We start from the raw sequence: 17508 nt of genomic DNA, 5'->3' as shown, positions 1-17508 counted from the left end.
CAGGACGCGCCTCGTATGCGTTTGTCTGATGACTGTTGATAATCATGTGTTTCAGGTTTCACTAAGTTCGCTTTGCTGCATCGCGCCACTTTCGCGCCTTAACATTCCGGTTTTTTCGGCGATACGTTGCTGCGCCGCCACGACCGTCTCCATATTCGACTCGATGTACTCCATCGTGGTCAGCGGGCTCTTGTGTCGCATGACCTCCTGGACGGTGCGTAAGGTGGCTCCTGCTTCAAGTAGCAGCGTCGCAAAGCTGCCACGCAGGCGGTGTGGCGTAATGCCGTTGACGCTGCTTTTCTGGTTCGCGATATGGATAACGCGCCGGGCAAACCCACTGCCAAAGCGGTTGCCATCCGCGCGAGGGGCGATCAGTCCCGAGTCTTTTCGCAGTGGCGCCAGATGTTCAAGCAGCCATGCCGGCAGCGGGACCGGCACGGCTTCCCGCCCTTTCGTTTCGCCAGGGGTGTAAGTGCCGCGCTCCCAGTCCATCCATTCCCAGCGCGCGCCAGCGGCCTCTGCTTCGCGCAGACCGGCGCCGAACATCATGCGGATTGCCGTCCCCATCGACTTGTTGCTGGCCGCCGCGTCCACTTCGGCCAACCAGACGGTGACGACCTGCATTGGCATGATGGACCGCGGCTTCTTCTGCACTTTCATCATCTTCACCTTCCACGGCAGGCGTGGAAGAATCTCGCGGGCGACCGCCCAGTTAACGACCAGTTTGATCACGCGCAACCAGTGATTGACCGTCGATGGTGCATGAGTCTCAAGGTGCCTGTTGCGGGCGGATTCGATTGTCTCCGTGGTCAACAGATTCAGCGGTTTATCGCCCAGATCATATAAATGAAGGCGGCGGACAACATCGACTGATCGCCGATGATGACAGCTTGCGACCGGTGCGCGCAGGACCGTCCACTGGTCGAACATCTCACGGAGGGTCGGTATTGGCTGGCCGCCGTTCGCGATGATGAGCGCATTTGCGTACTCTTTGGCGGCCAGATCTTCCGCTGGTGCGCGAAGGCGAAGTCGGGTGCTACGCTGAATGCGCTTGCCATTCACCTGGAACCGGTAATGGAAGACCGCGCTCAGCTTGTGGCGCCAGACCGTCACCCCCATCAGGCCACCATTCCTTTCAGCTGCGCCAAAGTCTTGAGCCGCATGATCACGGCGTAGACCACCGCAGTGCGCACGGCATGGTCAAGGCTCGGGAAATCACCGACGACGAGATGCCCAAGCGGCTTACCGTCGCGCTGCACATAAATCAGGTTACGATCCACCAGTCCTAATTCCGGGAAGCAGCGGTGTTCGACCATCAGAGGACCGCAGGCATTCCAGCTGCCGCACCAGTCAGGCACCGCGGCTTGACCACGGCATGCGGGCTCACCGCTGGGCGGGCGGCCAAGCAGCATGCCGTCGCCGACAGCGACGATCTCGGTCCAACCCAGGAGGGAGGCCAAAGCGAGGTTCGCGCTTTCGCAGGCCGACTTCATGCTGCCCTCCGTTCGTCTGCCCAGGTGTGCGCGCACTGATACATGTTCTGGTTAATGCGGCTAAAGATGCGATCACCCAGAAAATGGTTCAGAGTCTCGAATAGCTGATTGCTGATCGTAACGGTGGCGCGACCGTTACTGTAACGGCGGTTGTATATCTCATTCATCAGAAGCAGCGCGTTCGCGCTGGGTGCGCCGTCCTTCTGCGGTATCGCATCGGCCTCGTCCACGATGAGCAGGTCGTAAGCGCTGAACTTCGCAATCTCCTCTTCCTGGCTGCGCGTATCAGAACTGTACGTGGCCTGAATTTCGGAAATCATGCCGCCAGCCGTGACATATCGCCCCGACACTGCACGCTTCCTGATCATGCTCTCCAGAAGTTCGCACGCCAGCAACGACTTACCGGTTCCGGTTATACCGGTGAGTACGAGCGAGGCCCAGCCGCCCTGCTGAACAACGAAGTCGCGGAATGCGGCTACCTGATGCTTGACGGCCGCGTGCTCTTCCGAGCGGACCATGAATCGCTGCCCGAAGAAGCGGCTCGGAATCTTGGCGCCTTCCAGCATCCACCCCACTCGCTGGTTCTTGAGGTAATTTTCCTCTTCCTCCTTCGTCTTCCGATCCAGGCAAACCGGGCAATACCAATCCGGGCGATCGAGACGAACCAGCACATCAGCCTCACCGTGCTCTTCGCAGCTGCCTTTGACCATCTTCATGCGCCCCGCTACGGAGGCGAGAAAATCCCCTGCCTTTTGCATGTCGCCTCCCATCAACCCAGATTCACATCAACATCGACGGCGCCACCACGCGCGGCAATGCTTGCGTTCATGGCCGCGCGCGCGCCGCTATGGTCATTGCCAGCCACGAGCATCAGTGCCTTCGTCCCGGTCTTGCCACGAGAGATCGCGTACGCTTCGAGGTAGCGCTTGCCTGGCCCGAAGAACGTCGCAGCCTGCAGCACGTAGCGCGAGCCGATCTTTCCGTCTGCCGCGACATAGGCCTTGTAGCGCTCCAGGCCAGCCAGCATGACTTCGGCAGTTTCGCCTTCGCGCAGGCGAGCGCTCCAGGCTGCCAGCGCTTCCTTCTTCGGATTTCCGCCCTCGCGCGCCGGATACATCGCCCATGCTTTCTCAAAGTCGGCATCAGCAGGCTTACCAGCCCTTGGTGCTTTTGCCTTGACCTCTGGCGGCGGCTCAAAGCCTGGCAACTCTCCCGGCGCGGATGCGCCAAGAGGTTTACCTTCTTCTCTGTTCTGTTCTGTTCTGTTCTGGGCCGATTCGGTAACGTTACCGATACGTCTCGCCATCGCTTCCGCTTGCGCTTTCAGCTTCGCGCGGTGCTTGGCGACCCGTGGCGCACTGGAGTCAGAAGCCATCTGGCGCTTGTCCCAGTTCGCCAATTGCCAGCCTGTGGCCTCCCCGTCAAGGAAACCCTTCTGCACGAACAATGCACGGGTGGCAGTCAAATCATCTGCGCTGATGCGCAGGGCGAAAGCTAGTTCGTCATCAAGTAACGTTCCGAGGGTGTTACTGCAACGCAGGCAGAACAACATTACAAGACGTCGCTGCATCACTTCCGGCAGGCTCTGCACTTTCGGATCAGCGGCAAACTCGCTGTACATACGGAACCAGTCCATTAATCAGTCTCCGAGAACAGGCGCGGCTGCACCGCACCATTTTGATAAACCACGTCCATGATGGTTGTCGCCAACGGCTCGCTGCCATCCCATCTGTCCGGCCAAGTGTTTAGGCTGATCAGTTCACGAATGCGCGCTTCTTCTTCAGCATTGATAATGTCCACCAGCGGCCGGCGCAACAATGCGGCGGAGGTATTCACTTCGGCCTGGATAGCAAGAAGACGTTCCAGCCCCATCAACCGGGCCTCCAACGTGAGTGGACCCATGCGTTGCGGGTTCTTACCGATACTGCCGTCCTTGAGGCGTTCGATGCCGGACTTGCGCAGGCGATGCTGCGGTTCGCGAAGCTCCCGCCAAAGGACTTTGATTCCCTTCATGGGTGCCAGGTAGGTCCACGAAGCGTTCAGCAGCACCGTATCGAGTGCGCTGTCCTCTTGAGCAAGAGGACAGCCGACGCAGCCGGTGCGCGCGTTGATTTCCTCCGCCTCATCGCCGCCATAGGCGTCAGCGATGGCGGCTGTGCTCCAGTCACCGAATTCTTCTGTCGGCGCCCAGTGCTTCAACCATTCCCACACATGGCACACTCGCCAATGAAGGAGCGGGGCCAGCGTTGCGATGCGGCCCCGAAGGCCGGTAGCATTCGGCAGAACTTGCTGATACCAGCCCTGTCCGCACTCCGCACCGTCCTTACTGCAGCTCATCTCAATGCGGCGATCGCGAATCGCGCTCTCGCCCTGACGTACGCCGGTAATCATCAGGATCTGGCCGTCCAGTTGATCAAGGCGTCGGCGCAAAGCATCTTCCATCGGCTCGATCTTGATCTGGCCAGTGCACCACCTAAGCGTATTGTTGTTCGGGGGCGGCACGCCGCGACCGAGGATGTACACCATGAAGCGGTCGTCCATTGGCGCCATGACCACCTCCACGGCGAGGCCGCGCTCGCGCAGCTCGTCCATGATCTGCTGTGCAGCATGCGCGAGCGGCAGCAGCTCTTGGCGAGTGTCAGCGTAGAACACGGTCAGTGTTTTCGGTTTCGGGATCTTGCCCGAGTCGATAAGATAAATGAGCAGAGTGAGCGTCGCACTGGAGTCCTTGCCGCCGGACCACGCCACACCCCAATGCTCATGGGTCGATCCGTATGCGAGCAGTGACTGGATCGTCAGCTCAATCGATTCGGTCATTTGCAGGCGTCGAGCGCCGGCGGCGAACAAATCAATCTGATTCACTGGGCGACTCCTGCTGAAGCAGCAGGCCCGAACAGCGCTGCCACCAACGGATCACGCTCCATACCGATCTGCACCGCACGCGACCATACGCCTCCGATTGCGAAGCCGAGCATATCGCTGTCGCCCAACTCCCAGAGCAGATTAGGAGCGCGCTTGCCCGGCACCTTCCGCGAAGTGCAAGGGCGCGCCGCGCCTTCAGCACGAAGGATATCCAGGTGATGGCGGACGCAATCTGGAGTGAGACCAAAATCTTTCGCCATCACGCCAGCCGTATCGCTTTGCCGCTCAAGGCGCTCGAGGATGGCCGCCTGGATCATGCCAGAGCGAGCCGCGCGTACCGTACGACTCATTCCTTGCGGGAGCTGTAACTTTTGCTGTGTTATCATGTCTACCTCTTGTTGTTGATCTACCTAAGGCCCGCCTGCATGCGGGCCTTTCCTATTTCTGGTTCGCTTCCGCTGCTTCGCGAGCCAGGCGCTCGTAATGCTCGCGGGCCATAACATGACCCGGATCGAACGGCGCGCCGCCAACGGCGCTTTGTTCCTGCTGTTGATTCGATTGCTGATTCACTTCTTCTCCTTATTTTTCGGCCATGCCTTTAAGGCGGCCTACCATTTGACTCAGGCTCTGGTTGACGCGATACACCGCCTCTTCCACTCGCTGAACTTCGTGCTTGTCAACGACGCCGTCTTCCAGCGTCGCGTGTACTTCCTTACCTACCTCACCACTCGCTACCCACACCTTGGCCACCAGTTCCAACACAGCCAGGTCGGAGGCGGTCGCGTCGCTGTGCACCTTCACGCACACAAAGCCGTGATTGCGCGCCAGCGCGTGCAGAACTTCGTAGTCCTCGGTCAGAGCCATCACACGGTCAGCCTCTTCGAGGTGGACTTTGTTGGCCGTGATGTTCGGATTCGCCTTGTTGCGCAGAATCTGTGCAGAAATGCCCAGGCGTACTGCCAGCGCCTCGACGCCACCTTTCGCGTCGTGCACGGTTTTATGGAAGGCGTCGAGGATGTGCATGTGATGACCTATCAAAAAAATGAAGAAATTGATTATTTGCAAAGCGATACTTCTTAAAACCTAAAATGGGGTGAGGCTTGCCAAATGCGCTACTATTTCCGTTCCACAACTTCGATAACAGAACAAAGGCAGCCTCATGGGAAACGCAAAACTAGCCTTCAAAGTCACCGTTCACACGCAGTCGATTGCTGGACTAGAGTGGCCGGACGAGTTACCTGTGCCAAACATCGGTGATGACGTGATGTGGCAACATGACGATCAAACGTTTGAATTCCGGGTCACAAATCGCCAATGGCAAATCGGAACAGACCTCGCAGGTGCGCCGCTGGCCATCCTGGCTATCACTGGGGAATCTCCACAACCGGTTGTGCGCGGACGAGCGACTGTCGGCCCTCTTCGCATTTGATTGCGAACACCGGCAGTCCCACGATTTGCGCGCCATGGGCTACGTACACAGCCTTGCCTCCACGCGGACGGACATGCACCATGAATCCATCTTCGACAGGCCACACTGTTACTTCGGGCATGTAGCAAGTGTTCGTATCTGTCATGTCAGTCTTTCTTGGTGGGTGTGGGCGATACCACGGCGTTTTCTGGAATCGTGTCGAGGACGTTGTGCGGATTCGGTGGCTGGCGGCCACCACGTCCAGTGGCCGGCTTAGGGTCGGCCGCGCGACGACACTGAGGCATTGCCAACTCAGGCCAGATCTTGTGCCAGTCATCTGGTCTAAGATCCTTTCTCGTAACGACTCCCCGTGTTGCGACCTCAATATCCACACAACGCTCGGCGGAAATAGGAGACGTGCCAGCGACCATCTGGGAAAAATATGAAGCGGAGACACCCAGCGCTGTGGCCAGCTGAGTGGCGCGTCCCCGTTCGGATGAGATGTAAGTTTTGAGGTCCATGGCACGAGTTTAGTGTTTGCTAAACCTCATGTCAAGTGAATGCTACTTTAGAAAAAGCTAAACTACTGCAATGGATATCGTTGACCGCCGCCGAGAAAACTTGAAACGCTGGATTGCGCTTCATGGCACACCACAGAAAGAAAAGAGTCTGTTTTCCCAGCTCAAGGGGACTGGCTCATTTGGCGAGAAAGTAGCGCGCCGTCTCGAGGTCGAATATCAGATGGGTGATCTATACCTTGACCAAGAGCCGGAACTCGAATCAAGCGACGATAGCCTGCCGTATATGCATAATGTGAGCAGGGTTGCGGTCGGCTCTTCGGCCCGCGACACAGTTCCGATTAAGATGGTGTCTATGCGGTTGCAAGCAGGGATTATGGGATTCGAAGTTCAGCAGAATTTTGAAGATGGAGGCACTCTGGACGTGCCGCTCGAATGGATTGAACAAAACGATTACGTTCCGCACTGCTTATACGCGATCAAAGTCCGTGGCGAGAGCATGCAACCGCTTATGTATGACGGCGACATCGCAGTAGTGAATGTAGCTGACACAAAGCGCGTGAGCGGCGGTGTTTATGCCATCAACTTTGACGGGGAAGCAGTAATTAAGCGGTTAAAATACGAGGGCCGTGAATGGTATCTGACTTCCGAGAATCGAGCGCCAGGCTTTGAGCGACGAATGTTCCGAGCAGGAGAATGCATCATCGTCGGCCGCGTGGTGCGTTTCGAGCCTAGAAACTTCAAAGACAGGCTGTGAGCTAGTTCTCGGCGGTTTCCCGCAGGTCACTTAGGTTACGATGTCGAAGTTAGATTTGACTGGCAGTGACGACATTTGATTGCTTCGCGCCGCACAGATTCTGCGCAAAATGGACACTTCCTATAGTCCCCGAACTCACCTTGGGCGACAGCCGCTTGCTCGGCATTGTCACTCATTAAGGCAATCACAAAACCTATAATGGGGCAAAGGAACGCCCCTAACCACATCGCAAATGACTTGTGCTCCATGTCATCGCCGAAGATGCCTGAGATCAGAATCATTAAGGGCACCGGCACGATCAGGAGCACGACAAAAAAAGCGCCTCCAGATCTACCTTTTTTGGATGCGATCAGAGCAACGATCACGGCAAGCACGAGATACATAATTGCCCATCCAGCTGGTCCCATAAATTCCCCTCTTTTTAATTGTCATAACATCATCGCGATAATATTTCGCCTTCGCGCGCCCTATTGTAAGCAGTAAACAGTACAACAATCTCACCAATTATCACCATCCGTGCGGCGCTGGAGCCTCGCGCCACAACGGGTTAAATGAAAGTTTAGTTTTTACTTGACTAAATCGTTTAGCACATACTAAACTCTACTCCATCGCATCATTTTTCTGATGGAGGTTCACATGAACGATGTCGCAGTAGCAATCGAGTCCACCCAAGCTGTAATCCCTGTCGCCGTCGGCGCGGCCTTCGCTGGCGGCATCTACGCCGGCATCATCCGTGGCGTCAACGGCGCTCCTGATCAACACCTGATCCTGTTGGACGGCGACGAAGGCCGCTTCGACTGGAACGAAGCTATCGCCCGCGCCGCGTCCCTTGGCGGCGAACTCCCAACCCGCCGCGAGCAGGCGCTCCTGTTCGCCAATCTGCCGGAACACTTCCAGCAAGCCTGGTACTGGTCGGGCGAGCAGCACGCCGACTATTCCGACTATGCGTGGGACCAGTACTTCGACGATGGCTACCAGGACAACGGCCACAGTTCGTACGCCGGCCGCGCTCGCGCCGTCCGCAGATTGCCAATTTAGTCCTTCATCAATTTGAACCGGGCCGCAACACGCGGCTTCACCTTCATTCGTCCAGGGAGCTTTGATGAGCACCACCGCGTCCACCGCCGACAAATCGGCGGGCCAACAAAAGATCAATCACGACCAGCTGCGCCTGTCGGCGATGCTCGTCGCTATGGTTGCGCCGTTCATGGGCAAGTCCGATCCGCGTCACTATCTGAACGGCATCAATGTGCGCCCGCACCCGAACGGCGGAGCAATCATCGCCGCCTCGAATGGCCATGTTCTGGGTGCGGTGCACGACAAGCTCGCCACGTGCGAGCACGAAGTAACGTTACATCTGGCATCCGGTATCGTTACAGCATGCCGTGCGCATCAGGGCGACAAACGCGAACTGGTGCTACTCAAGGGCCGCTTAGCCGTCGTGCATGGTCATCAGGAAGTTTGCATTCAAGCGGGTGATCCTCTGATCGAGGGCGGCACTTTCCCAAACTATGAGTCACTCATCCCCGACCCGAAGTCCCTTAAGCCCGGACTGTCAGGCCACTTCCAGGCGAAGTACATCGCCAAGCTGCAGGACGCGATCAAAGTAATAAAGAAGGCCGGCTACACACATTGCCCGGTCACCTTCTATCACGTGCCGGGTAACGAAAGCTCATACGGCATCGCACGTACCCCGGCGCTCGAAGAGTTCATCGCCATCCTCATGCAATGCCGCGAAGAGCAGCCAGAAAGCGGTGTGCCGCGCTGGGTGGCTGGCGTCGCAAAGAAAGCACATTCGAATGCTCAATCGAAGGAGGCAGCGTGACCACGACCACCAACCCACCGAAGGAACAGGTGCGCCACTGGATGCATCTGCGCCAGCTCTCCAGCCTTCCTCCAGCTAAGCCTGAGGAGATTCGTCGCCAGCTTGGCTGGAACTTGATCCACCGGGTGCCACGATGAAGTACCGCATCACAGTGAAAACTGAGGGTGGCTCGCGCACCTACTCCGCTATCGGCGATCTCGGCCTGCTGGTCGATGCCGAATATGACGCCGGCGCGCTTGGCGTAACCGTGATGGTGTTGTGATGTCAGTACAGAACGCCATCACTGCACTGATGAACGCTGTTGCGTGCATTGCGCGTCCAGTGCAGAAGGCCTGGCTGCGTACGCAACACCAGCACGCCGAACAAAGGCTTGATGCCCTTCAGGCCCAACTGAAGGCGCTCCGCGGTGATGAGCAGCGCGCCATTGTCGCCGTCGTCGCATCGCGCAACCGGTTGCAGGCCTTTCAGGCCAAACATCAACGATAGGAGTCCATGAATGAATGCCCGTCTTCACAGCATCGCGGCGCCAGCCATGAGCCCGGAAATCTTCACCCAATCCGGCCGCTATTTCAGCTTTACCAATCCATCGGAGTCCGACTTCGACATCGGCGATATCGCTCACGCACTGTCCAACATCTGCCGCTTCACGGGCCATGTACGCGAGTTCTATTCGGTGGCTCAGCATAGCGTGTTGGTGAGCCTGGCCGTGCCGCCGAAGTACGCGATGGCGGGGCTTCTGCACGACGCAACCGAGGCCTTCATTGGTGACGTTGCCAGCCCTCTCAAGGCCATTCTGCCCGACTACAAAGCCATCGAGAAACGGATTGAAGAGGCGGTACTGACTCGCTTTGGCGTCGATCCGCTCTTGCCGCCGGAAGTGAAGCAGGCGGACATGGTTTTACTTGCGACAGAGCGTCGCGATTTGATGCCGGAGGGCGCCGGGTACTGGCCTTGCCTGACTGGCGTTACGCCGCTCGACTTCGAAATCGTGCCGCTTACTCCAGAACAGGCGAAGGCGGCGTTTCTGAAACGTTACACCCTGCTGCAAAAAGTCGCGGACCTTGGGGGCGAGGATGAATAAGCCCTGCAAGCCGACCAAGGTCGAACACCTCGAGGCTGCGTTTTACGGCGGCTTGCTGGCCCTACTTCTTCTGAGCTGGTTTTCGTAATACCCGTCCCGAAAGGGCATTCACCCAACCTGAGAGAGATCATGAACCAAGACACTCATATCACCCTGGTCGCGATTGGCGCGGCCTTCGCTGGCGGCTATTACGTCGGCCAGATCAAATCTGGCGACAAGACCTACGCGCTGATCATGGCTGGCGCCGAAGGCGAACTGAGCGGCCGGTGGCATCCTGAAGCAGTGAACGTGCCCGACGCCATGAGCGCTCACGACGGCTTTGCCAACACCGAAGCCATGGTGGCTGCAGGAAGCAAGCTGGCGCAGCGCGTGCGCGCCCTGAACATCGCTGGCTTCGCTGACTGGTACATCCCGTCCAAGGACGAACTTGAACTGTGCTATCGCAATGCCAAGCCTTCCAAGCGCACCAATTGGGAGGACGAAGGCGTCAACGAGAACAGTGTGCCGGTTGGCGCGGCTTACACCCCTGAGAATCCGGCCCAAACCACCATCCCGGCTTTGCAGGAAGACGAGCCAGATGCACTGGTGCCGGCCTGGTATTGGTCGTCTACGCAGCACGCCGACGGTTCCGACTATGCGTGGAACCAGGGCTTCGGCAGTGGCGACCAGTACTACTACCACAAGTCGTACGCCGGCCGCGCTCGCGCCGTCCGCAGATTGCCAATTTAGTCCTTCATCAATTCAACTTCGGAGAAACCGATGAGTAAGCAAGATTTCATGACTCAGCACCTTCGTCCAGGCGAAGTCTATGCCGGCCTTCTACTGGGCGAGAACGGCGCACCCGATGCGCACCTGTTCCTGCTGCCCGGTGATGTGAGCGGGGTTACATGGGACGCAGCGAAGGCATGGGCAGTAAAGGCCGGTGGCGAGTTGCCGACGCGCCGCGAACAACGCATCCTTTTCGCGAATGCCAAGCTATGCTTCCAAGCAGCCTGGTACTGGTCGGGCGAGCAGCACGCCGACGGTTCCGACTTTGCGTGGGGCCAGAACTTCGGCAATGGCGACCAGTACTACGACCACAAGTCGTACGCCGGCCACGCTCGCGCCGTCCGCAGATTAGCAATTTAGTCCTTCAGTAATTTCATGGCCATCCATACCAGTCTGCCGATCTATAAGCTTGCGTATGACCTGCTCAGCCTCTCAGCTGATCTGGTCAAGAACATGCCTCGGGACTTCAAGAGCTCGTTCGGGCGCAAGATCAACGACGAATGCGTTGACATCACGGTTCTGATCGCACGCGCGAACGCGGCGCAGCACAAGTTCCGCTATCTGCAAGAGCTCCTAGAGCGTCTGCAGGTTGCGGAATTGTTGATCCGCCTGGCGCACGACAAGCGCTTCATTTCGCAACCGCAGTACGCGAAAGCGATCGAGGTGACACAGCAGATCGGCAGGCAGGCTACAGGATGGAAGAAGAGCTCCGCACGCCCGCAGCACGGTGGTCAAGGCCATCATGCCTGAGCGTCTTTTTAATCTGGTCGTGCCGCTGGCTCACGAGGCCACCGCTATGCGCACCACAGGAACCGGCCAGCGGCGTCCGGCGAGGCCTGGCGCAGTTTCCCCGTTGATCGGCTTCAGCCTTCTCCAGGGCGACGTAGATAGCACGATGGGACGCAGCACGCCGACAATTCCGACTATGCGTGGAACCAGAACTTCGACAATGGCAACCAGAACAACAACCACAAGTCGTACGCCGGCCGCGCTCGCGCCGTCCGCAGATCAAAACGGAGACGAGTTCACTTTCGAGGACTTGGTGGTAGCATACTTCGACTGCCGCCGCAATAAGCGCAACACCCCGAGCGCCCTGGCCTTCGAGCAACACCTTGAACGCAACCTCATGCAGCTGCACGAAGAGTTGTGTGATGGGTCTTACACACCAGGGCGCTCGATCTGTTTCGTTGTGACGCACCCGAAGGCACGCGAAGTCTGGGCAGCCGGCTTCCGCGACCGCGTCGTGCATCACCTGTTATACAATCGCGTAGCGCCGCGCTTCTACGCTTCGTTCATCGCGAACAGCTGCGCGTGCATTCCAGGTCGTGGCACGCTGTACGGCCTGAATCGGTTGGAAGGGATGGTCCGCAGTCAGACACAGAACTGGTCCCGGCCCGCGTGGTACCTGAAATGCGATCTCGCAAATTTCTTCGTCAGCATCAACAAGCAGGTGCTGCATGGCCTGCTGACCGCGCGCATTCACGAGGCATGGTGGCTTCGTTTAGCCGAAACTATCCTGTTCCATGATCCGCGTCAGAACTACGAATTGCGCAGTGCCGCACGCCTGTTGGAGCGCGTTCCGCCGCACAAGCGGCTCGTCAACCAGCCGTCGCACCTTGGCCTGCCGATTGGGAACCTGAGTTCGCAGTTCTTCGCCAACGTGTTTCTGGACGTGCTGGATCAATACGCGAAGCATAAGCTGAAGGCGCGCCACTATATCCGCTATGTGGATGACTTCATCCTGCTGCACGAGTCCCGCGACTGGCTGGTGAGCGCACACGATAGCGTCGCTGCGTTTCTGCCAACGCGCCTTGGTGTTCAGCTTAATCCGCGCAAGACGATCCTGCAGCCGATAGCACGCGGCGTTGACTTCGTCGGCCATGTGGTTAAGCCATGGCACACCCACACGCGGCGCAAGACCGTGTGCCGCGCTGTCGTGAGGCTGGCTGACATTGACGCCAATCGCGTTCACGCAACGGCCAACAGCTATTTCGGTCTGCTGCGCCAGTCAAATAGCAGCCACCATGACCGCGCCGTTCTGGCCAGGGCGCTACTGCGCCGCGGCCACGCCGTGAACCAGGCGCTTACGAAAACCTACCAGAGGAGCATATGAACTACCGCGACCAAGGACCATCGTACGCCCAGCAGCTTCGCGAGGCGACGGAGAAGCACGAATTGATGCTGCTGCGCGCCGCCCAGACCGGGCGCCAGGTCATCCACGAAGCAAAGTACCAATTCATCCACACAATCCACGGCCAGCAATCGGGTGGCAGCTTCGAGGTGGAGATTTACTTGACAGGCATCGCCAAGCCTGTCCGTCCCGACCAACTGCAACTTGCACCGGCCCCGGCCGCACACGAGAAAGAAGCAGATCCTCTTAACAAGGATGGGGAAGAGGTCGCGTCATGAGCTGCGAATATGTACGCGAACACTACGAAGTCCCGGCTGAAATCGGGCGGCGCGTCGTCATCAACGGCAAGCCCGGCATCATCGCGGCTGACAGAGGCCACTACATCGGCGTGAACTTTGACGAAGACAAGCCCGGCGTGATCGCCAATGCTCACCCCACCTGGGAAGTCGTCTATGGCGACATGGGCAACGTCCGCAAGCCAGGCCGCCACGCAGCACGCTATCAGCGCTGGCTCGAATATGGCGATTGCTTCGACACCTTCATCGACTTTTGCCGCTGGGACGCCCAGCCAGAGCGCAGCTGGAACCGTGGCTATTGAGCCGCCCACCCCACTCGGAGAGAGAGCATGAAAGACTTCACCCCAACCAAGGAAACAATCAGCCTGCACGGCCTGGGCTTCATCCAGCTTGTGCTGGGCGGGAATCAGCGCATGCACGTATGGCATCCCGATCTGCCGCGCCGCGAATGTTTTGAGCATTCGCAAATCCATAATCATCGCTTTGGCTTCAGGTCACTGGTGTTGAAAGGTGTGCAGGTAAATCAGCGCGTCGATCTGGAGATTGTGAAGCCGGGAAGTGGAACGCATGACTTGATCAGTCACAACGGGCCGCGCAGCGAGAAAGGTGGCCGCGAAAGTTACCCTGTAGCGGATGTGACAGTGTGCACGCGGGTGCGCGGACTTGAAGAATACGCGGCAGGCGAGGAGTACAGGATGCCAGCAGGCGAATACCACTACACACCCAACAGCGGCATTGTCGTAACGCTGATGACTAAGTTGGAAGAATCGAGCATTCACGCAAATAGCGTGTGCCGCAAGGGTATCGGGTTCCACTACGACTTCGACCGCTTCCAGCTCTCGCCGGAGCAGCTGTTTGCCTATGTCGTTGATGCGCTGCGCAGCTAATCAGGGAGATACCATGGTACATAGCAAACCCTCTACCGTGCTGGATGTTCAGGAGTGGATTGACCGCGTACGTCAGCAAGTGCGCGAAGACAACGCTGAATTGGAACGCACCGGCAAGGACGAGAAGTTCTACACCTTCACGCTGAACGAGATGAATCACCTGATGCTACTCTTGGCACCGAAGGCAAGCGCAGTACAGGAAGGCTGGAAGCTGGTGCCGGTGACGATCACCGAGGCCATGCATATCGCAGCGGTGAAGGCAATCCTCCGCAGCACCGGCAACGACGATTGCCCGCCGAGCGTATGGAATGCCATGCTCACAGCCGCTCCATCTGCGCCACAGGCAGAGGATGTGTTGGTCGATCTGCATCGCCTTTTCGCTTCAGCACCGGCGCAGGAAAGCTGCAACGGCCGCCCCACCTTCGAAGCACTCTATCGCAAGCTTACCCGCATGCCTGAAGGTGAATGCCTGAATTGGCGTGCGGCGCAGGTGATGACCGCGTTTGAGTGGTGGCAGCGGGGTATGCGCTGCGCGGCCGAGGTCGCAGCGTGAATCGCCTATTCATCATCCAGCGGGGTCGTCATTGGCGCGGCAAGGTGCTGGATCGTTCCGATAAAGCGGTCAGTGTCATGGTCGCACACCAAGTAGACCGGCTCAATCGACACTCCGGAAAGCTTGAGCCTGTGCTCAATTGCGACGCGCGCCGCGTCGTCGCATTTGACGACGTCTTCCATACCTTCTGGCCAGACACCATCGCGGAACTGAAGAAAATATTTTTGCTCGGATGCTTCGGCCGGCTCACCAGTCCAGACAGTTACATGGGCAACGGAACCAAGCACTGTCACATCGAGCAGGCCACTGCCCACAGGGCGAGCGAAAAAGTTGATACGCATGTTGTCTCCTTGTTGGCGTCCAATCGTACCACCACTCAACAGTAGAGACACAGCAAGACAAGTTTGTAGGAGAATGAATTATGAAGATGTTTCTTGACTCGGACGAAGTGCGGGAGCTCACTGATCGAATTCAGCGGGCCGCGCAAGCGAAGGTGCTGAGATCCATGGGGATCGAGCATCGCGCGCGCCCGGATGGCAGCCTGGCTGTGCTCCGCGCGCACGTGGAACAGGTGCTGGGTGTGGGCGCTACTACGTCCCGGAAGAAGCAATCGTCTGAACCGAATTGGGGTGCATTGGATGCCGCGCGCTCGTAAGCCAGAGAATCAAGGCCTGCCAGCCAGGTGGCGGCATGTGCATGGTGCGTACTATTATCAGGTACCGCCTGGGCAGGAATCTGCCTGGGACGACAAGAAGCTATTTCGCCTCGGCGCCACATTGCCAGCGGCATACGCCGAGTGGGCCGAACGCATCAAGGTGACCGACGACGCGCGGAATATTGGCCAGCTCTTAGACCGGTACACCCTCCAGGTCATCCCAACTAAGGCGGTCACAACACAAAACCACAACCGCACCGCAATGAAGCGGCTACGCGCAATCTTCGGAGCCATGGGCCTGAATGATATCAAGCCTCGCCACGTCTACCAGTATGTCGACAAGAGCAAGGCCAAGACGGCCGCGCACCGCGAAGTCGAAGTCCTGTCGCATGCGCTGACGAAAGCCGTCGAGTGGGGTTACATTGATCGCCACCCTTTCAAGGGCGAGGTGCGACTGAAATCAGAGAAAGCCCGGACACGCTACATCGAAGATTGGGAAATCGTGGAATGCCTGTCCCTGGAATCGAAGCGCAAGGCCGGCAGCGTGCTGGCGGTCCAGGCGTACATCCGCATCGCCCTGCTCACCGGCCTGCGCCGCGGCGACTTGCTGCGCCTGACCATGAGCGATCTGCAGGATGACGGCATCCATGTCACGCCGCGCAAGACCGCCAACACGACCGGCAAGAGCATCATCATCGACTGGACCGATGAACTGCGTTCGGCCGTGGCCAGCGCCAAGGCAGCCCGCCCCGTGAAACTGGCGAAATATCTTTTTTGTAATAGGGATGGCGAATGTTATTTCGATGAAGAGACTGGCCGCGCCGGCGGTTGGGAATCGATGTGGCGAGGATTCGCGCAGCGCGTAATCGCAGAAACCGAGGTCAGAGAGCGGTTCACGGAGCACGATATCAGGGCTAAGTGCGGCAGTGACGCCGAGAGCCTGGAGCATGCCCAGCAGCTGCTTTCTCACGCAAACAGCGCTATCACACAGCGCGTTTACCGGCGGAAGGCTGAGCGAGTCAAACCACTGAGGTAGTTAATAGGTTCGCTCTTTTCATTAAGCGCCTGGTGGCGGCAACGCGGGCAAATCCGGGACAGCCCCGTGATTATCTGGTCCGCGCGCCGCCGCGCCGATGTCAATCCCTGCGGACTTCAGTTGTATGGCCAGCAGTTCAGCTAAGTAGTTGTGGAGCGGGGTCAAATCCAACGCGCCGGCTTTGAGCGAATTGTCCACCGCTTTTAGTGCTTGCACGTATTCATCTCGGTAAAGCCTGATCAATTCGGGCAAGATAGTCTCGCCTGGAAGCCAGTCTCCGGCCTTTACACACAAAACAAAGTAACACGCGGCCCTAGCTGTCCTACCATTGCCATTGATGAACGGATGAATGTAGTTCAAGCGCCATAATGTGTATGCGGCTAGACCCACCGGATCACCACCCGTCCACTGGCTGTTGACCAGATTGACGAAGTCATCCATAAGTGCCTGAACTTGGTAATGCTGAGGCGGGAGGAAATCGTCCTCACTTCCATTCCCAACGCGCACCGGACATGGCCGGTATTCGCCGGGATTGGTATGCAGGCATGTGATCGCTTGGAAGTTGAGCGCTTTTATTATGTGTTGAGACAGAAACCGGCGTTCAGCGCCGATTACTATGGAAACGATCGAGCGCAGAAAATCGTACTGACGCGCGCCATTAGATACTTCGAGCGCTTGGTACAGTGGATCATTCTCCGTCCCAGTCAGCTCGAAAAGGATCATTTCCCAGTACGTCCCTCGTGTTGATCCAATACGACTTGAATGCTTTCACGAGGCAGCTCACTGTTCTTGTCGAGTGACCCGTAGATGAACGAGATCTTTTGTTTCCGCAGCTCGTCTTCTGTAGGTTTGTGGTGGATTGCGCGCTGCATGGCTGCGAGTAAATTCGGGCTCGTTTTGATAAGTACGTTGTCCATCGCGATCTCCTAGCAAGGCATGCCTTGCATTCACATTCGTTAGCCTATCCGGCTTATCGGCGCCAAGCGCCAGGGCGAACAGCTCGCGTTAAGTTAACACGTGCTAACAATTTAATCAACAAGGATTCGTGTAGGAAACAAGAATCAATAGTACAAATGGGATCAATAGTACAAATGCAAAGGGCTACTTGAAAGTAGCCCTTATGTATCCTTGGCGGAGAGAGGGGGATTCGAACCCCCGATAGGCTATGAACCTATACACGCTTTCCAGGCGTGCGACTTAAACCACTCATCCATCTCTCCTGCATCTCTCACGAATCG

The 17508-nt window shown here is 57.8% G+C and carries 30 protein-coding genes, 1 tRNA gene and 1 pseudogene; 16 read left to right on the top strand and 16 right to left on the bottom strand.

Annotation, left to right across the window (positions count from 1 at the left end; translation table 11 throughout):
- Positions 1-51 precede the first annotated feature (51 nt).
- The 10 genes and pseudogenes from AB4Z19_RS15500 to AB4Z19_RS15455 all read right to left on the bottom strand — a co-directional run.
- A complete protein-coding gene (locus tag AB4Z19_RS15500) occupies positions 52-1119 on the bottom strand; it encodes a tyrosine-type recombinase/integrase (RefSeq protein WP_441928267.1) in 1068 nt (355 codons plus the stop codon).
- Positions 1119-1493 carry a hypothetical protein gene (locus tag AB4Z19_RS15495; protein WP_441928265.1) on the bottom strand — a complete coding sequence of 125 codons (375 nt, stop codon included), beginning with the start codon at positions 1491-1493 and terminating at the stop codon, positions 1119-1121. Before AB4Z19_RS15495 ends, AB4Z19_RS15500 begins: the two co-directional genes overlap by 1 nt.
- Positions 1490-2251, bottom strand: a complete 762-nt coding sequence (locus AB4Z19_RS15490; RefSeq protein WP_442035573.1) for an ATP-binding protein — start codon at positions 2249-2251, stop codon at positions 1490-1492. The genes AB4Z19_RS15495 and AB4Z19_RS15490 overlap by 4 nt, the downstream gene beginning before the upstream one ends.
- 11 nt (positions 2252-2262) lie before the next feature.
- Positions 2263-3129 carry a hypothetical protein gene (locus AB4Z19_RS15485; RefSeq protein WP_441928261.1) on the bottom strand — a complete coding sequence of 289 codons (867 nt, stop codon included), beginning with the start codon at positions 3127-3129 and terminating at the stop codon, positions 2263-2265.
- Positions 3129-4355 carry a phosphoadenosine phosphosulfate reductase domain-containing protein gene (locus tag AB4Z19_RS15480; protein ID WP_441928259.1) on the bottom strand — a complete coding sequence of 409 codons (1227 nt, stop codon included), beginning with the start codon at positions 4353-4355 and terminating at the stop codon, positions 3129-3131. The genes AB4Z19_RS15485 and AB4Z19_RS15480 overlap by 1 nt, the downstream gene beginning before the upstream one ends.
- Positions 4352-4741, bottom strand: coding sequence for a hypothetical protein (locus AB4Z19_RS15475; protein WP_442035572.1), 390 nt, complete (start codon positions 4739-4741; stop codon positions 4352-4354). Before AB4Z19_RS15475 ends, AB4Z19_RS15480 begins: the two co-directional genes overlap by 4 nt.
- A gap of 52 nt (positions 4742-4793) precedes the next feature.
- Positions 4794-4925 (bottom strand): hypothetical protein, encoded by a 132-nt coding sequence (locus tag AB4Z19_RS15470; protein ID WP_441928255.1) that lies wholly within the window; start codon positions 4923-4925, stop codon positions 4794-4796.
- Between the two features lie 9 nt (positions 4926-4934).
- Positions 4935-5378 (bottom strand): phage regulatory CII family protein, encoded by a 444-nt coding sequence (locus tag AB4Z19_RS15465; RefSeq protein WP_441928253.1) that lies wholly within the window; start codon positions 5376-5378, stop codon positions 4935-4937.
- A 552-nt stretch (positions 5379-5930) separates the two neighbouring features.
- Positions 5931-6068 carry a hypothetical protein gene (locus AB4Z19_RS15460; RefSeq protein ID WP_442035664.1) on the bottom strand — a complete coding sequence of 46 codons (138 nt, stop codon included), beginning with the start codon at positions 6066-6068 and terminating at the stop codon, positions 5931-5933.
- A 30-nt stretch (positions 6069-6098) separates the two neighbouring features.
- Positions 6099-6284 (bottom strand): annotated as a pseudogene (locus tag AB4Z19_RS15455) (transcriptional regulator); the annotation flags it as partial.
- 70 nt (positions 6285-6354) lie between these two features.
- On the opposite strand from AB4Z19_RS15455, the gene AB4Z19_RS15450 reads away from it, so the two are divergent.
- On the top strand, positions 6355-7038 hold the full coding sequence (locus tag AB4Z19_RS15450; RefSeq protein ID WP_441928249.1) for a S24 family peptidase: 684 nt from the start codon (positions 6355-6357) through the stop codon (positions 7036-7038).
- 35 nt (positions 7039-7073) lie between these two features.
- On the opposite strand, the gene AB4Z19_RS15445 is transcribed toward AB4Z19_RS15450, so the two are convergent.
- Entirely contained in the window at positions 7074-7445 is a 372-nt protein-coding gene (locus AB4Z19_RS15445; protein ID WP_442035571.1) for a zinc ribbon domain-containing protein, read from the bottom strand.
- Positions 7446-7674: 229 nt separating this feature from the next.
- Here AB4Z19_RS15445 and AB4Z19_RS15440 point away from each other — a divergent pair, with 229 nt between their 5' ends.
- The 4 genes from AB4Z19_RS15440 (at position 7675) to AB4Z19_RS15425 (ending at position 9125) form a co-directional block, all read left to right on the top strand.
- Positions 7675-8076: a hypothetical protein gene (locus AB4Z19_RS15440; protein WP_441928245.1), complete on the top strand. Its 402-nt coding sequence runs from the start codon at positions 7675-7677 to the stop codon at positions 8074-8076.
- Between the two features lie 64 nt (positions 8077-8140).
- The gene (locus AB4Z19_RS15435; protein WP_441928243.1) at positions 8141-8863 is read left to right on the top strand and encodes a hypothetical protein; all 723 of its coding nucleotides are present in this window, start codon (positions 8141-8143) and stop codon (positions 8861-8863) included.
- On the top strand, positions 8860-9000 hold the full coding sequence (locus AB4Z19_RS15430) for a hypothetical protein (protein WP_441928241.1): 141 nt from the start codon (positions 8860-8862) through the stop codon (positions 8998-9000). The genes AB4Z19_RS15435 and AB4Z19_RS15430 overlap by 4 nt, the downstream gene beginning before the upstream one ends.
- A complete protein-coding gene (locus tag AB4Z19_RS15425) occupies positions 8997-9125 on the top strand; it encodes a hypothetical protein (RefSeq protein WP_441928240.1) in 129 nt (42 codons plus the stop codon). Before AB4Z19_RS15430 ends, AB4Z19_RS15425 begins: the two co-directional genes overlap by 4 nt.
- Positions 9126-9127: 2 nt before the next feature.
- On the opposite strand, the gene AB4Z19_RS15420 is transcribed toward AB4Z19_RS15425, so the two are convergent.
- Positions 9128-9340 (bottom strand): hypothetical protein, encoded by a 213-nt coding sequence (locus tag AB4Z19_RS15420; RefSeq protein ID WP_441928238.1) that lies wholly within the window; start codon positions 9338-9340, stop codon positions 9128-9130.
- Positions 9341-9359: 19 nt separating this feature from the next.
- On the opposite strand from AB4Z19_RS15420, the gene AB4Z19_RS15415 reads away from it, so the two are divergent.
- From AB4Z19_RS15415 to AB4Z19_RS15375, 9 genes are all read left to right on the top strand, one after another.
- Positions 9360-9944, top strand: a complete 585-nt coding sequence (locus AB4Z19_RS15415) for a hypothetical protein (RefSeq protein ID WP_441928236.1) — start codon at positions 9360-9362, stop codon at positions 9942-9944.
- Between the two features lie 129 nt (positions 9945-10073).
- Complete coding sequence (locus AB4Z19_RS15410; RefSeq protein WP_441928234.1) at positions 10074-10673, top strand: DUF1566 domain-containing protein; 600 nt, start codon at positions 10074-10076, stop codon at positions 10671-10673.
- Positions 10674-10703: 30 nt separating this feature from the next.
- A complete protein-coding gene (locus AB4Z19_RS15405) occupies positions 10704-11072 on the top strand; it encodes a DUF1566 domain-containing protein (protein WP_442035570.1) in 369 nt (122 codons plus the stop codon).
- A gap of 15 nt (positions 11073-11087) precedes the next feature.
- Positions 11088-11462 carry a four helix bundle protein gene (locus tag AB4Z19_RS15400; RefSeq protein WP_441928230.1) on the top strand — a complete coding sequence of 125 codons (375 nt, stop codon included), beginning with the start codon at positions 11088-11090 and terminating at the stop codon, positions 11460-11462.
- Complete coding sequence (locus AB4Z19_RS15395; RefSeq protein ID WP_442035569.1) at positions 11455-12825, top strand: RNA-directed DNA polymerase; 1371 nt, start codon at positions 11455-11457, stop codon at positions 12823-12825. Before AB4Z19_RS15400 ends, AB4Z19_RS15395 begins: the two co-directional genes overlap by 8 nt.
- Entirely contained in the window at positions 12822-13121 is a 300-nt protein-coding gene (locus AB4Z19_RS15390) for a hypothetical protein (RefSeq protein WP_441928226.1), read from the top strand. The genes AB4Z19_RS15395 and AB4Z19_RS15390 overlap by 4 nt, the downstream gene beginning before the upstream one ends.
- A complete protein-coding gene (locus AB4Z19_RS15385) occupies positions 13118-13441 on the top strand; it encodes a hypothetical protein (protein WP_441928224.1) in 324 nt (107 codons plus the stop codon). The genes AB4Z19_RS15390 and AB4Z19_RS15385 overlap by 4 nt, the downstream gene beginning before the upstream one ends.
- 27 nt (positions 13442-13468) lie before the next feature.
- Positions 13469-14026 carry a hypothetical protein gene (locus tag AB4Z19_RS15380; protein WP_441928222.1) on the top strand — a complete coding sequence of 186 codons (558 nt, stop codon included), beginning with the start codon at positions 13469-13471 and terminating at the stop codon, positions 14024-14026.
- 13 nt (positions 14027-14039) lie between these two features.
- Positions 14040-14579 (top strand): hypothetical protein, encoded by a 540-nt coding sequence (locus AB4Z19_RS15375; RefSeq protein ID WP_442035568.1) that lies wholly within the window; start codon positions 14040-14042, stop codon positions 14577-14579.
- A 5-nt stretch (positions 14580-14584) separates the two neighbouring features.
- On the opposite strand, the gene AB4Z19_RS15370 is transcribed toward AB4Z19_RS15375, so the two are convergent.
- Positions 14585-14920, bottom strand: a complete 336-nt coding sequence (locus AB4Z19_RS15370) for a hypothetical protein (RefSeq protein WP_441928326.1) — start codon at positions 14918-14920, stop codon at positions 14585-14587.
- A gap of 80 nt (positions 14921-15000) precedes the next feature.
- Here AB4Z19_RS15370 and AB4Z19_RS15365 point away from each other — a divergent pair, with 80 nt between their 5' ends.
- Both AB4Z19_RS15365 and AB4Z19_RS15360 read left to right on the top strand, forming a co-directional pair.
- Positions 15001-15234 (top strand): DUF4224 domain-containing protein, encoded by a 234-nt coding sequence (locus AB4Z19_RS15365; protein ID WP_441928324.1) that lies wholly within the window; start codon positions 15001-15003, stop codon positions 15232-15234.
- A gap of 37 nt (positions 15235-15271) precedes the next feature.
- Complete coding sequence (locus AB4Z19_RS15360; RefSeq protein WP_441928322.1) at positions 15272-16270, top strand: tyrosine-type recombinase/integrase; 999 nt, start codon at positions 15272-15274, stop codon at positions 16268-16270.
- A 21-nt stretch (positions 16271-16291) separates the two neighbouring features.
- Here the strand turns inward: AB4Z19_RS15360 and AB4Z19_RS15355 are convergent, their stop codons facing one another.
- The 3 genes from AB4Z19_RS15355 to AB4Z19_RS15345 form a co-directional block, all read right to left on the bottom strand.
- Positions 16292-16993, bottom strand: coding sequence for a Fic family protein (locus AB4Z19_RS15355; protein ID WP_441928320.1), 702 nt, complete (start codon positions 16991-16993; stop codon positions 16292-16294).
- Entirely contained in the window at positions 16990-17187 is a 198-nt protein-coding gene (locus tag AB4Z19_RS15350; protein ID WP_441928318.1) for a hypothetical protein, read from the bottom strand. The genes AB4Z19_RS15355 and AB4Z19_RS15350 overlap by 4 nt, the downstream gene beginning before the upstream one ends.
- Before the next feature lie 212 nt (positions 17188-17399).
- Positions 17400-17490, bottom strand: a tRNA-Ser gene (locus AB4Z19_RS15345).
- Positions 17491-17508: the final 18 nt, after the last annotated feature.

The sequence above is a fragment of the Pseudoduganella sp. RAF19 genome (genome assembly GCF_052114165.1).
Lineage (GTDB): Bacteria > Pseudomonadota > Gammaproteobacteria > Burkholderiales > Burkholderiaceae_D > Rugamonas.
This window is presented reverse-complemented; position numbering and strand designations above follow the sequence as displayed.

What these genes read in the sequence shown, in the direction of transcription:
- AB4Z19_RS15445 (WP_442035571.1), bottom strand. Translation starts at nt 7,445, where the DNA reads ATGGGACCAGCTGGATGGGCAATTATGTATCTCGTGCTTGCCGTGATC.
- AB4Z19_RS15365 (WP_441928324.1), top strand. Translation starts at nt 15,001, where the DNA reads ATGAAGATGTTTCTTGACTCGGACGAAGTGCGGGAGCTCACTGATCGA.
- AB4Z19_RS15350 (WP_441928318.1), bottom strand. Translation starts at nt 17,187, where the DNA reads ATGGACAACGTACTTATCAAAACGAGCCCGAATTTACTCGCAGCCATG.
- AB4Z19_RS15390 (WP_441928226.1), top strand. Translation starts at nt 12,822, where the DNA reads ATGAACTACCGCGACCAAGGACCATCGTACGCCCAGCAGCTTCGCGAG.
- AB4Z19_RS15465 (WP_441928253.1), bottom strand. Translation starts at nt 5,378, where the DNA reads ATGCACATCCTCGACGCCTTCCATAAAACCGTGCACGACGCGAAAGGT.
- AB4Z19_RS15435 (WP_441928243.1), top strand. Translation starts at nt 8,141, where the DNA reads ATGAGCACCACCGCGTCCACCGCCGACAAATCGGCGGGCCAACAAAAG.
- AB4Z19_RS15420 (WP_441928238.1), bottom strand. Translation starts at nt 9,340, where the DNA reads ATGTTTGGCCTGAAAGGCCTGCAACCGGTTGCGCGATGCGACGACGGC.
- AB4Z19_RS15495 (WP_441928265.1), bottom strand. Translation starts at nt 1,493, where the DNA reads ATGAAGTCGGCCTGCGAAAGCGCGAACCTCGCTTTGGCCTCCCTCCTG.
- AB4Z19_RS15450 (WP_441928249.1), top strand. Translation starts at nt 6,355, where the DNA reads ATGGATATCGTTGACCGCCGCCGAGAAAACTTGAAACGCTGGATTGCG.
- AB4Z19_RS15385 (WP_441928224.1), top strand. Translation starts at nt 13,118, where the DNA reads ATGAGCTGCGAATATGTACGCGAACACTACGAAGTCCCGGCTGAAATC.
- AB4Z19_RS15490 (WP_442035573.1), bottom strand. Translation starts at nt 2,251, where the DNA reads ATGCAAAAGGCAGGGGATTTTCTCGCCTCCGTAGCGGGGCGCATGAAG.
- AB4Z19_RS15460 (WP_442035664.1), bottom strand. Translation starts at nt 6,068, where the DNA reads ATGCCTCAGTGTCGTCGCGCGGCCGACCCTAAGCCGGCCACTGGACGT.
- AB4Z19_RS15415 (WP_441928236.1), top strand. Translation starts at nt 9,360, where the DNA reads ATGAATGCCCGTCTTCACAGCATCGCGGCGCCAGCCATGAGCCCGGAA.
- AB4Z19_RS15475 (WP_442035572.1), bottom strand. Translation starts at nt 4,741, where the DNA reads ATGATAACACAGCAAAAGTTACAGCTCCCGCAAGGAATGAGTCGTACG.
- AB4Z19_RS15400 (WP_441928230.1), top strand. Translation starts at nt 11,088, where the DNA reads ATGGCCATCCATACCAGTCTGCCGATCTATAAGCTTGCGTATGACCTG.
- AB4Z19_RS15485 (WP_441928261.1), bottom strand. Translation starts at nt 3,129, where the DNA reads ATGGACTGGTTCCGTATGTACAGCGAGTTTGCCGCTGATCCGAAAGTG.
- AB4Z19_RS15375 (WP_442035568.1), top strand. Translation starts at nt 14,040, where the DNA reads ATGGTACATAGCAAACCCTCTACCGTGCTGGATGTTCAGGAGTGGATT.
- AB4Z19_RS15380 (WP_441928222.1), top strand. Translation starts at nt 13,469, where the DNA reads ATGAAAGACTTCACCCCAACCAAGGAAACAATCAGCCTGCACGGCCTG.
- AB4Z19_RS15405 (WP_442035570.1), top strand. Translation starts at nt 10,704, where the DNA reads ATGAGTAAGCAAGATTTCATGACTCAGCACCTTCGTCCAGGCGAAGTC.
- AB4Z19_RS15355 (WP_441928320.1), bottom strand. Translation starts at nt 16,993, where the DNA reads ATGATCCTTTTCGAGCTGACTGGGACGGAGAATGATCCACTGTACCAA.
- AB4Z19_RS15395 (WP_442035569.1), top strand. Translation starts at nt 11,455, where the DNA reads ATGCCTGAGCGTCTTTTTAATCTGGTCGTGCCGCTGGCTCACGAGGCC.
- AB4Z19_RS15425 (WP_441928240.1), top strand. Translation starts at nt 8,997, where the DNA reads ATGAAGTACCGCATCACAGTGAAAACTGAGGGTGGCTCGCGCACCTAC.
- AB4Z19_RS15440 (WP_441928245.1), top strand. Translation starts at nt 7,675, where the DNA reads ATGAACGATGTCGCAGTAGCAATCGAGTCCACCCAAGCTGTAATCCCT.
- AB4Z19_RS15370 (WP_441928326.1), bottom strand. Translation starts at nt 14,920, where the DNA reads ATGCGTATCAACTTTTTCGCTCGCCCTGTGGGCAGTGGCCTGCTCGAT.
- AB4Z19_RS15410 (WP_441928234.1), top strand. Translation starts at nt 10,074, where the DNA reads ATGAACCAAGACACTCATATCACCCTGGTCGCGATTGGCGCGGCCTTC.
- AB4Z19_RS15500 (WP_441928267.1), bottom strand. Translation starts at nt 1,119, where the DNA reads ATGGGGGTGACGGTCTGGCGCCACAAGCTGAGCGCGGTCTTCCATTAC.